A 9,232-nucleotide genomic window follows, 5' to 3' on the forward strand; every position below is an offset into this window, starting at 1 on the left:
GGCGCTGTCCATGGGGGAGCGTCGGGGGAATTTTGCCGCCGATTTAACCCGCGCGGGGCAAGAGCCTTTCGCCGATGATCGTGTCGGCGAGATGGGCGGGGCTCGCGTCCTGGGCGGCGGCATGGGCGAGGATGCGGGTCATCGTGGTGCCGAGCGCGTCGAGACGGGCGGCAACCCAGGGCGCGCGGGTCTCGATCCGCAGGATTTCGGCGGCCACGTTGATGATGCCGCCGCCATTGGCCACGTAATCGGGCAGGTAGAGAATGCCGCGCGCGGCGAGCCGGTCGGCATCCTCGGGCGTGGCGAGCTGATTGTTGGCGGCCCCGGCGATAAGACCGGCGCGCAGCTCGGGAATGGTGGTGGCGTTGAGCGTGCCGCCGATGGCGCAGGGGGCGAAGACCTCGGCCTCGGTGGCGTGGATGCGGGTCACATCCGCCGCGGTGGCGTTGAAATCGGCGCAGCTCTGGGCGAGCTTGGCGGCGTCGGTGTCGGCGAGGATGAGCCGCGCGCCCGCCTCGTGCAAGAGACGGCAGAGATGCCAGCCGACATGGCCGAGCCCTTGGACGGCGACGGTGGTGCCGCTGAGGTCGTCGCGGCCATAGCGCTGTTTCAGCCCGATCTTGAGCGCGTTGAACACGCCCTGGGCGGTGACGGGCGAGGGGTCGCCGCTGGCAAACGGTCCGCTGTCGAGCCCGGCCACATAGCGGGTTTCGCGGGCTATCTCGGCCATGTCGGCGGGCGACATGCCCATGTCTTCGGCGGTCCAGTAGCGGCCTTGAAGCGTCTCGATGGCGCGGCCCATGGCGCGCAGCATCGCCGGGGTCTTGGTGCTGGGATCGCCCATGATCACCGCCTTGCCGCCGCCCAGCGGCAGATCGGCCGCGGCGTTCTTGAAGCTCATCCCGCGCGACAGGTTGAGCACATCGGCAATCCCCGCCTCGTCGCTGTCATAGGCGCGCATGCGTAGCCCGCCCGCCGCCGGGCCAAGCCGGGTCGAATGCAGCGCGATATAGCCCCTCAGCCCGCTGGCGTCATCGGTGACGCGCCAGAGCTCTTCGTGGTGGGGGGCGGACAGGCGGGTGATCATCGCGGGTCTCCTCAAATGCGTGATGGGCGGAATCATACAGCAGTGGGGTTGCGATTTATCTGCTATTTCAGGTAGTCCTTACGGAGAATTTGGAGATTACGCGCGTCAAGAGGGGTGTTCTTGGTGGAAATCGACAAAACCGACCGAAAGATTCTCGCAGAGTTGCTGCGCGATGGGCGTCAGAAACTCGCCGATCTCTCTGAGAGTGTGGGCCTGTCGCCGACGCCTCTGGCGCGGCGGATCACCCGGCTTGAGCGGATGGGGGTGATCGAAGGCTATACGACGCGGGTCAACCAGGACAAGCTTGGCCTGCCGCTCAATGCTTTCATCTTTGTCGAGCTGGAGAAACAGTCGCGCCCGGCGCTGGAGCGGTTCGAGAGCGCGCTGCGCCGGTTCGATGAGGTGATGGAATGCTATCTCATGACCGGGTCGCGGGATATTCTCATCCGGGTGGTGGCGGCGGATCTGCGGGCCTTTGACCGGTTCATCGAAGAGGGGCTGATGCAGACGGAAAACATCCGGTCCATGCGGTCGAGCTTTGCCCTGCGCACGATGATCCGGCGCGATCTCTTGCCGCTCGGCTAGGGGCAAGGATGGGGGCAAGGATGGGGGCCGGGATGGGCCTTGAACCCTGCGCTTTGGCGAAACCGTGCCCAAGCCGGGGGCGGGGGCGGTGAAAATGCGCAAAACAGGGGTCTGGCCACGTTCATGCCACCTTGACCGCGCCTCTATTCCCCGACATATCCCATCGCTATGACACCGCTTTCTCATATCCGAAATTTCTCGATCGTGGCCCATATCGACCACGGTAAATCGACCTTGGCCGACCGCCTGATCCAGCAGACCAACACGGTCGCGGAACGGGACATGAAGGCGCAGCTTCTCGACAGTATGGATATCGAGCGCGAGCGCGGCATCACGATCAAGGCCAACACCGTGCGCATCGATTACCTGGCACAGGATGGCGAGACCTATGTTCTCAACCTGATCGACACGCCGGGCCATGTCGACTTTGCCTATGAGGTGAGCCGGTCGATGCGGGCGGTCGAGGGCAGCCTGTTGGTGGTCGACAGCACCCAGGGCGTCGAGGCGCAGACCCTGGCCAATGTCTATCATGCCATCGAGGCCGATCACGATCTCATCCCGGTGCTCAACAAGATCGACCTGCCGGCCAGCGATTGCGACCGGGTGGCCGAGCAGATCGAGGATGTCATCGGCATCGACGCGAGCGGCGCCATCGCCGTCAGCGCCAAGACCGGGCAGGGCATCACCGAGACGCTCGAGGCGATTGTCAAACATCTGCCCGCCCCGAAGGGCGACCGCGATGCGCCGCTGAAGGCGATGCTCGTCGACAGCTGGTATGACAGCTATCTCGGGGTGGTGGTTCTGGTGCGGATCATGGATGGCGTCCTCAAGAAGGGCGACCAGATCCGCATGATGCAGACCGGCGCGCGCTATGGTGTGGACCGGATCGGCGTGTTCCGCCCTGCGATGCAGGTGGTGGACGAGCTGGGCCCCGGCGAGATCGGGTTTATCAACGCCTCGATCAAGCAGGTGCGCGACACCAAGGTGGGCGACACGATCACCCATGACAAGAAGCCCGCCGACAAGCCGCTGCCGGGGTTCAAACCGTCGCAGCCGGTGGTGTTCTGTGGGCTCTTCCCGGTGGACAGCGCCGAGTTCGAAGACCTGCGCGACGCGATCGAGAAGCTGGCGCTCAACGATGCGAGCTTCAGCTATGAGATGGAAACCTCTGCGGCGCTGGGCTTTGGCTTTCGCTGCGGGTTCCTGGGGCTCTTGCATCTCGAGGTGATCCGCGACCGGATCGAGCGCGAATATGACATCGAGCTCATCACCACGGCGCCGTCGGTGATCTATCACGTCTTCATGAAGGACGGGACGCAGCAGGATCTGCACAACCCCGCCGACATGCCCGACCTCACCTATGTCGATCATATCGAGGAGCCGCGCATCAAGGCGACGATCCTCGTGCCGGATGAATATCTCGGCGATGTGCTCAAGCTCTGCCAGGACCGGCGCGGCATTCAGCTCGACCTGACCTATGCCGGGGCGCGGGCGATGGTGGTCTATGACCTGCCGCTCAACGAGGTGGTGTTCGATTTCTACGACCGTCTGAAATCGGTGACCAAGGGCTATGCGAGCTTTGATTACCAGATGGAAGGCTATCGTCAGGACAATCTCGTCAAGATGTCGATCCTGGTGAATGACGAGCCGGTGGATGCGCTGTCGATGATGGTGCACCGCGACCGCGCCGAGATGCGCGGCCGGGCGATGTGCGAGAAGCTCAAGGATCTGATCCCGCGCCACATGTTCAAGATCCCGATTCAGGCGGCCATCGGCGGCAAGGTGATCGCGCGCGAGACGCTCTCGGCGCTGCGCAAGGACGTGACGGCGAAATGCTATGGCGGCGACGCCACCCGGAAGCGCAAGCTCTTGGAAAAGCAGAAGGCCGGTAAGAAGAAGATGCGCCAATTCGGCAAGGTGGAGATCCCGCAGGAAGCGTTTATCTCGGCCTTGAAGATGGATGAATAGGGTTAGGCAGACTCTAACACGATTGGGGGCTGGCCTCACAGCGTTTGGCTCGCTTATCTGGCTATTTTGGCCAGAGAATTTTCTCGAATCATTAGATCCAGAACCACTGTTTGTTTTTTTGGTATCGGCCGTGGTTTGGGTTTTTACCGAATTTAAGTTCAACGATGATATCGAGAATGCTAGAGCATCACCAAACGACGTCCGTAATGCTAGAGATCTCTTGCGTTTACATGCTGAAGAATTCCGTACACTTCTAAAACACCATGATACTTTTCAGTTTCTCGACGTCGCATACTATAATCTGGTTAGCCAGTTGCTGCGGCGGAGTCAGAACGGAAGTTTTATTTTTCAGAACAAAGAACTTGCAAACAAGTTTCGTTCTTTCTGCACAGCATTAGAGCGGTTCGACCAATTTGTAGGAAGCCATACTGCTCCAGAATTGATTGCCGGAGCCTTGCGAACTGGCTTCAAGCCATATCAGCGTGTTTCTCAAGAACAGTACAATCAATGTTTAAACTTGGCTCGAGAAGCAAATGACTTAGCATCGGAAGCTTGGGATAAACTTACATTATTCTGCGAGGCGGTGAAGGAACTTGTCCCGGAAGCTTTCGATGAACCACTTTCGGAAGTTTCCTGGCGGAGTGTTTCGAGTTAGCCGGTGGCCAACGACGATAACGGGCCTGCAAAGCTAGTCACGCCCGGTCGCAGACCGGGCAGCGCCCGTCCCGCCCCCCACGGGGCGGGCGCTTCGCTTCCACCCCGTCGGGACGGGCGCCGCCCTTGGTGAGATGCGGTGGGCTTTGCTTTCCACCCCGTCGGGACGGGCGCTGCCCTTCGTGGGATGCGGTTATCCACTTGGACCGGGCGCGGCGCTTGGTGTGGCCTAACCCTCACCTAGAGAAGACATAGATCCCGCAGGGGCTGGTCTGGCCGTTTGGGACCGTGGCGGCGGTCATGGAGACCGGGTCGGCGGGGTCGGTGGCGCTGCGGTAGTCATGTTGCTGGAGCAGGCCCCGGTCCAGCACGAAGGCGATATGGGTCAGCGGGCCGCCGGGGCAGGAACCGGGGTCGCGGCCAGCGATGTGGCGGACGCGGTAGACAGTGCTGCCGGGGCGGATCTGCTGCAGCTCGTAGGTCAGCCCATTGTCATAGCTGAGCCGCGTCGACGACAGGGTCATCGCGCTGTAAAAGGCGGCGGCGGTGCGGCTATAGGGATGCCAGCGCCCGGCGTTGAGGCTGGCGGGGTGGTTGCTGGCCATGCCGGAGGGGACGCCCAACTGACCCTGCCGGTGCTGCATCTGGGCCGAGATACAGGCGACCACATCGCCGCAGAGATCGCGGGTCTTGAGCCAGCTGCGCTGCTCGGCGAGAAGGGCGGCGCGGGCCTCGTTGCCCAGCGTCGCGCGCTTGGCCTTGTAGGCCTCGGCGATCTCGTGGTCGAGCGCCGAGAGAAGGGGCGAGGCGCAGATCGCGTGTTCGGTGGGCGTGCTGGCCTTGGCGCAGTTGAAGCTTGGCTGTTGCGCCCAGAGCGGCGCGGGCAGGAGCAGGGCGGCGGCGGTCAGAAACCCCTGCACGCGCAGGCGAAACGGGCGGGTCATGGCAATCACCTTTGGTTTAAAATCCGCCTGATCATAGCCGAATTTGGCGGCAAAATCACCCGTGGGGCGGGGCCAAGCGCGCGGGGCCCAGAGGTGGCGCGCGGCGAAAATCCCACATCATGTTGTTTTCGATCAAAGAAATTGACAGGCACGCCCCCGTGGCTACGATATCCGCCAAGTAACGGTGGAACCATATCAAGAGGGATTTTTCATGAAACGTTCAGCAATCTTGGGGGCCTGCTTGGGTCTTGGCATGCTCACAGCCGGGGCGGCGCAGGCCGAACTTTACCCCTATCCGACCAATGAAAACTATTGCCCGGCCGGGTTTCAGCCGGTCGTCATGGGCGGCGTGATCTGCTGTGGCAAGCCCACCAGCAACGTCACCTACAGCCAGATGATGACCCATCCGGCGCCCAAGAAGAAGGTCTATGCCAAGCGCAAGACCTACAGCGCCCGCGCCCATTGTGCGGAAGGCGTGAAGGGCTGTTCCTAAGCCCCGGTCACGATGAAAGTCCAACACGCGGGCCGGCCTGTCGGCGGGCCCGTGGTCAGGATTTCAGCCGCCCCGGTGCAACAGCATCTGCCACAGCATCGCGGGCGGTTTTGCACTATCAGATCAGATTAAAATCGGATCACAGCAAGGTCAGGTCGGAGGCCATCTGGCGGCCATCGCGGCCGTCTTGCAATTCATAGCCAACCTTCTGCTCGTCAGCGAGACCGGTGAGGCCGGAGCGCTCGACTGCCGAGATATGTACGAAAACGTCTTTTCCGCCGTCATCGGGCGCAATAAAGCCGTAGCCTTTGGTGGTGTTAAACCATTTCACGGTGCCGGTGGGCATTCCGCTTCTCCTTCTACTTCAGTCCCCGGACGGACATGCCGGGCCATGGCGACTGCCAAGCGCGGCGCGAAGCCTAACTAGGAGGTCACGATCTCTAAGATTACACGGGACCGTAAAAAAGCAAGCATTACCGGGTGACGATTTGATGACAGGCGGGTAATCAGGATGAAAACGGAGGCAAAATGGACGTATTTGGGCTGAAAACTTGCGATAGCTGTCGCAAGGCGATGAAGGAGTTGCAGGCCATGGGGCATGCGCCGGTGCTGCGCGATGTGCGGGCCGAGCCGGTGCCAGAGGCGATTCTGAGCGCGGCGGAGGCGCGGTTTGGCAGCGATCTTCTCAACACGCGGTCGACCACCTGGCGGGGGCTTTCCGAGGCCGAACGCGCGGGCGAGGCGGGGGCGCTGTTGCGGGCGCATCCGGCGCTGATGAAGCGGCCCTTGGTGGTGCAGGGCGAGGTGATGAGCCTCGGCTGGAAGGCGGATGCGAAGGAGATTTGGCTTGGATCGACGGGCTGAATGCCTATCTCTTCGGGGTAGTAAGTGCAGGAGAGAGCATGCGTAACGCAGCAGCGGTATTGGGGATCATCGGTGGCGTTCTGGCCCTGATCGTCGGATTTTTCGGCTTTGGCTATACCGAGTTCATTGACCGCCATGGCGAGATCGAAGGGCTGGCGCGGCAGGTGGATAATGTCGGGCTGATCCGGGCGGCGAGCTTTGCCGCGCCGATCCTCGCGATTGCCGGGGGCGCGATGGCGCGTTACCGGGCGCTCTGGGCGGGCGGGCTGTTGCTGGGCTCGGGGGCGCTGTTCTATGCGGCCTTTGGCTTTGGCGTCTTTACCATGTTCCCGCTGGGCATGATGGCGCTGGGCGGGATCATGGCGCTGGCCGCCGGGCGTCCCGACGAGCCTAAGGCGCATTTCTAAGGCGCATATCTCGGACGGGATCAGGCGCGGCGGCGGGTCAGCAGCGCGTCGAGTGACAGCGCGCCCGCGCCTTTGACCACCAAGACCAGCAGCAGAAAGACCCAGAGCGCGCGCTGATCGAGGATCACCGCGTCGGGGGCCTTGTCGAACCAGGCGCCGAGCGTGGCCGGTTCCGAGATTGCGCCATGGCCGTAGAGATCGGTGAGGCTCTGCATCACCACAAAGCCAATCATGCCCAGCGCCGCGAGCCGGGTGAAAAGCCCCAGCACGATCAAGAGCGGCAGCAGAAACTCGGCCCATGTGCCGGCCAGCACCACGGCCCAGTGGAAGAGGCCGAGTTGGCTCACATCATAGCCGGCGGTCTCCATGGCGCGGGGGAAGATCTGGGCATAGGCGCCGACGGAAGGCTGAAAAATGCCCATGATCCCGTCGCCGAGCTTGGTCAGGCCAGAGACCCAGTAATAGCCGAGAAAGAGCGCCGCGAAGAGAAACCGTGCGAGCAGCGGCAGCAGGGGCTCGGCCCGGGACAGCGGGCGGGTGAGGCGGTCGTAGAGGGAGAAAATCAGGGTCATTGGGTCGTTCCGGAGTGGATGTCTGTGATCGCCTTGGCAGAGAGCAGCAGGGAGAGGCATTGGGTGAGGTCAAACTCGGCCTGCGCCTCTGCTGCGGCCTCGGATGCGGCGTCATGGGCGGGGCCGAGGGGCTGGCCCTCCCTCAGGGCCGCGATGAAAGGGGCGGCGCCGGGGGGCAGCAGCACCGGTTCGGGATCGAAATCGGGACGGATGATGAGCACATCCTGCGCGCCGGGGCTGGGCTTGGGCGCGGCCTCTTCGCTGTTGAAGCGCCAGATCGCGTGGATGGGCCAGGGCGAGCGCAAAAGCGCGAGCGCCGGGGCGAGGGTGAAGCGGGTCTGGAGGAGCGCGTCGGGGGAGAGGCTTTGCAGGATGCTCGCGTCGGCGGGGTGGCTGTCGGCGGCGTGATAGGCGCGGATCAGCGCCAGTTCGAGCCGGGCGACATCGGCCAGATAGGGCAGGTGGGAGAGCGGCGGGAAGGTTTCGAGAAAGCCGGGCAGATCCGCACCATAGCGGGCCAGAACCGGCGATTTGGGCGGGTGGGCGCGCAGAAAGACACCCATGATCGCGCGAAAGTTTTCCTCGCCGAGAAGTTTCAGGATCACCGGGAAACTGTCTTCGAGCGCCTCGGTGAGGCTGACGGCGACATTGTTGCGATAGACCGAGAACCGGCCACCGGCGGGGCGGCCTGCGCCATCGCTCAGCCCGGCCGGGACGGCGGCGGCGCTGTCGAGAAGCGCCGTGCGAAAATGGGTTTGATCGACGCTCATGCCGGGGCCTGGGCCAGATGATGACGGGCGCGCGTGGCCTCGGCGGCGAGGGCGGGCCATTCGGGCACATCGGCGTCCCATTCGATGAGCAAGGGCCGCGCGCCGGAGCGGGCGAGCGTATAGTCGAGCAGCGCCCAGACCGGATCGGCCACCTCGCGCCCGTGGCTGTCGATGAGCAGCGGCGCGCCGTGGTCGTCTTCGTCCTCGTCATGGCCGCCGAGATGGATTTCGCCCACCGCCATCAGCGGGAAATCGTCGATATAGCTCTGGGGTGAATAGCCGAGATTGGTGGCCGAGATGAAGACATTGTTGACGTCGAGCAGCAGCCCACAGCCGGTGCGGCGGCTGATCTCGGCGAGAAAGCCGGTCTCGGACCAGGTGCTTTCGTCAAAGGCGAGATAGGAGGAGGGGTTTTCCAGCAGCATCCGGCGGCCCAGCACCTCTTGCAGCTGATCGACATGATCGGCGACGCGGGTCAGCGTGGCATCGGTATAGGGCAGCGGCAGCAGATCGTTGAGATAGGCGCTGTCATGGGTGGACCAGGCGAGATGTTCGGAAAAGCTCGCCGGGTTGAGCCAGTCGCAGAGATGTTTCAGCCGGGCGAGATGGTCGGGGTCGAGCGCGGCTTCGCCGCCGATCGAGAGGCCGACGCCATGCACGGAAATCGGGAAATGGTTGGAAAGGTGACGGAGCTGGGCCAGCGGGCGGCCACCGTCGCCCATATAGTTTTCGGCATGAATTTCGAGCCAGCCAACAGGCCCCGCATTGGCGAGGATCGCGCTGAAATGCTGGGGTTTATAGCCAACGCCCGGCAGGGGCGGCAGGCGGTTGTGGGGCTGGTCGGCGTCGAACATGGAGTGGCTCCTGGCGGATGTCCCGCGCGGCGGA

Annotated in this window: 12 protein-coding genes; 6 read left to right on the top strand and 6 right to left on the bottom strand. The window is 63.2% G+C overall.

Annotated elements, in window-relative coordinates; genetic code table 11:
* Positions 1-43: 43 nt before the first annotated feature.
* Positions 44-1,087: a Glu/Leu/Phe/Val family dehydrogenase gene (locus WA237_RS13540; protein WP_336098262.1), complete on the bottom strand. Its 1,044-nt coding sequence runs from the start codon at positions 1,085-1,087 to the stop codon at positions 44-46.
* 129 nt (positions 1,088-1,216) lie between these two features.
* Between WA237_RS13540 and WA237_RS13545 the strand changes: the two genes are divergently transcribed.
* The 3 genes from WA237_RS13545 (at position 1,217) to WA237_RS13555 (ending at position 4,295) form a co-directional block, all read left to right on the top strand.
* Positions 1,217-1,672 carry an Lrp/AsnC family transcriptional regulator gene (locus WA237_RS13545; protein WP_216016614.1) on the top strand — a complete coding sequence of 152 codons (456 nt, stop codon included), beginning with the start codon at positions 1,217-1,219 and terminating at the stop codon, positions 1,670-1,672.
* Positions 1,673-1,840: 168 nt separating this feature from the next.
* On the top strand, positions 1,841-3,640 hold the full coding sequence (gene lepA / locus WA237_RS13550) for a translation elongation factor 4 (RefSeq protein ID WP_009814797.1): 1,800 nt from the start codon (positions 1,841-1,843) through the stop codon (positions 3,638-3,640).
* A gap of 22 nt (positions 3,641-3,662) precedes the next feature.
* Positions 3,663-4,295 carry a hypothetical protein gene (locus WA237_RS13555; protein ID WP_336098265.1) on the top strand — a complete coding sequence of 211 codons (633 nt, stop codon included), beginning with the start codon at positions 3,663-3,665 and terminating at the stop codon, positions 4,293-4,295.
* A gap of 235 nt (positions 4,296-4,530) precedes the next feature.
* Here the strand turns inward: WA237_RS13555 and WA237_RS13560 are convergent, their stop codons facing one another.
* Entirely contained in the window at positions 4,531-5,238 is a 708-nt protein-coding gene (locus tag WA237_RS13560; RefSeq protein ID WP_336098266.1) for a lysozyme inhibitor LprI family protein, read from the bottom strand.
* A 211-nt stretch (positions 5,239-5,449) separates the two neighbouring features.
* Between WA237_RS13560 and WA237_RS13565 the strand changes: the two genes are divergently transcribed.
* Positions 5,450-5,731, top strand: coding sequence for a hypothetical protein (locus tag WA237_RS13565; protein ID WP_246557782.1), 282 nt, complete (start codon positions 5,450-5,452; stop codon positions 5,729-5,731).
* Positions 5,732-5,870: 139 nt separating this feature from the next.
* Here the strand turns inward: WA237_RS13565 and WA237_RS13570 are convergent, their stop codons facing one another.
* Positions 5,871-6,077, bottom strand: coding sequence for a cold-shock protein (locus WA237_RS13570; RefSeq protein ID WP_009814800.1), 207 nt, complete (start codon positions 6,075-6,077; stop codon positions 5,871-5,873).
* Between the two features lie 182 nt (positions 6,078-6,259).
* Between WA237_RS13570 and WA237_RS13575 the strand changes: the two genes are divergently transcribed.
* Positions 6,260-6,595 (top strand): arsenate reductase family protein, encoded by a 336-nt coding sequence (locus tag WA237_RS13575; RefSeq protein ID WP_336098267.1) that lies wholly within the window; start codon positions 6,260-6,262, stop codon positions 6,593-6,595.
* 38 nt (positions 6,596-6,633) lie between these two features.
* Positions 6,634-7,002 (top strand): hypothetical protein, encoded by a 369-nt coding sequence (locus WA237_RS13580; RefSeq protein WP_040618095.1) that lies wholly within the window; start codon positions 6,634-6,636, stop codon positions 7,000-7,002.
* A 20-nt stretch (positions 7,003-7,022) separates the two neighbouring features.
* On the opposite strand, the gene WA237_RS13585 is transcribed toward WA237_RS13580, so the two are convergent.
* Genes WA237_RS13585 through bufB form a run of 3 tightly spaced genes read right to left on the bottom strand, consistent with a single transcriptional unit; the run spans position 7,023 to position 9,198 of the window.
* A complete protein-coding gene (locus WA237_RS13585; protein WP_336098270.1) occupies positions 7,023-7,574 on the bottom strand; it encodes a DoxX family membrane protein in 552 nt (183 codons plus the stop codon).
* A complete protein-coding gene (locus tag WA237_RS13590; protein WP_336098271.1) occupies positions 7,571-8,344 on the bottom strand; it encodes an HvfC/BufC N-terminal domain-containing protein in 774 nt (257 codons plus the stop codon). The genes WA237_RS13585 and WA237_RS13590 overlap by 4 nt, the downstream gene beginning before the upstream one ends.
* A complete protein-coding gene (gene bufB / locus WA237_RS13595) occupies positions 8,341-9,198 on the bottom strand; it encodes an MNIO family bufferin maturase (RefSeq protein WP_336098273.1) in 858 nt (285 codons plus the stop codon). The genes WA237_RS13590 and bufB overlap by 4 nt, the downstream gene beginning before the upstream one ends.
* Positions 9,199-9,232 lie beyond the last annotated feature (34 nt).

Source organism: Roseovarius sp. CH_XMU1461, from assembly GCF_037027165.1.
Taxonomy (GTDB): Bacteria; Pseudomonadota; Alphaproteobacteria; order Rhodobacterales; family Rhodobacteraceae; genus Roseovarius; species Roseovarius nubinhibens.

Coding starts and splice junctions, on each gene's coding strand:
- WA237_RS13540 (WP_336098262.1), bottom strand. CDS start 1,087: ATGATCACCCGCCTGTCCGCCCCCCACCACGAAGAGCTCTGGCGCGTC.
- WA237_RS13565 (WP_246557782.1), top strand. CDS start 5,450: ATGAAACGTTCAGCAATCTTGGGGGCCTGCTTGGGTCTTGGCATGCTC.
- WA237_RS13575 (WP_336098267.1), top strand. CDS start 6,260: ATGGACGTATTTGGGCTGAAAACTTGCGATAGCTGTCGCAAGGCGATG.
- WA237_RS13585 (WP_336098270.1), bottom strand. CDS start 7,574: ATGACCCTGATTTTCTCCCTCTACGACCGCCTCACCCGCCCGCTGTCC.
- WA237_RS13590 (WP_336098271.1), bottom strand. CDS start 8,344: ATGAGCGTCGATCAAACCCATTTTCGCACGGCGCTTCTCGACAGCGCC.
- WA237_RS13570 (WP_009814800.1), bottom strand. CDS start 6,077: ATGCCCACCGGCACCGTGAAATGGTTTAACACCACCAAAGGCTACGGC.
- WA237_RS13560 (WP_336098266.1), bottom strand. CDS start 5,238: ATGACCCGCCCGTTTCGCCTGCGCGTGCAGGGGTTTCTGACCGCCGCC.
- WA237_RS13580 (WP_040618095.1), top strand. CDS start 6,634: ATGCGTAACGCAGCAGCGGTATTGGGGATCATCGGTGGCGTTCTGGCC.
- bufB (WP_336098273.1), bottom strand. CDS start 9,198: ATGTTCGACGCCGACCAGCCCCACAACCGCCTGCCGCCCCTGCCGGGC.
- lepA (WP_009814797.1), top strand. CDS start 1,841: ATGACACCGCTTTCTCATATCCGAAATTTCTCGATCGTGGCCCATATC.